At 67.7% G+C, this 706-nt stretch carries 1 protein-coding gene; it reads left to right on the top strand.

Features of this window, described 5'->3' with window-relative positions; all coding sequences use genetic code 11:
* The coding region (locus tag MFF24_RS28675; RefSeq protein WP_283214567.1) for an EF-Tu C-terminal domain-related protein at positions 1 to 706 on the top strand (706 nt) is incomplete at both ends.

The following is a 706-nucleotide window of genomic DNA, read 5'->3' as shown; positions in this document are numbered from 1 at the left end:
GACTTCCCCGGCGACGACATCCCGATCACCAAGGGCTCGGCCCTGATGGCGCTTGAGGACAAGGAGCCGAAGATCGGCCGCGACGCCGTGCTGAAGCTGATGGAGACGGTCGACGCCTACATCCCGCAGCCGGAGCGTCCGATCGACATGCCGTTCCTGATGCCGATCGAGGACGTGTTCTCGATCTCGGGCCGCGGCACGGTGGTGACGGGTCGCGTCGAGCGCGGCATCGTCAAGGTCGGCGAGACGGTCGAGATCGTCGGCATCCGCCCGACCACGACGACGACGGTGACCGGCGTCGAGATGTTCCGCAAGCTGCTCGACCAGGGCCAGGCGGGCGACAACGTCGGCGTGCTGCTGCGCGGCACGAAGCGCGAGGACGTGGAGCGCGGCCAGGTCGTGTGCAAGCCGGGTTCGGTGAAGCCGCACCAGAAGTTCAAGGCCGAGGCCTACATCCTGACGAAGGAGGAGGGCGGCCGCCACACGCCGTTCTTCACCAACTACCGCCCGCAGTTCTACTTCCGCACCACGGACGTGACCGGCGTGTGCACGCTGCCCGAGGGCACCGAGATGGTGATGCCGGGCGACAACGTGACCATGGACGTCGAGCTGATCGTGCCGGTGGCCATGGAAGAGAAGCTGCGCTTCGCCATCCGCGAGGGCGGCCGTACCGTCGGTGCCGGCGTCGTCGCCGCCATCAACGACT

It is taken from the genome of Methylorubrum aminovorans (genome assembly GCF_022179725.1).
Classification (GTDB): domain Bacteria; phylum Pseudomonadota; class Alphaproteobacteria; order Rhizobiales; family Beijerinckiaceae; genus Methylobacterium; species Methylobacterium aminovorans.
Note: the sequence above shows the minus strand (reverse complement) of the source record. Positions and strands in the feature narration are given on the sequence as shown.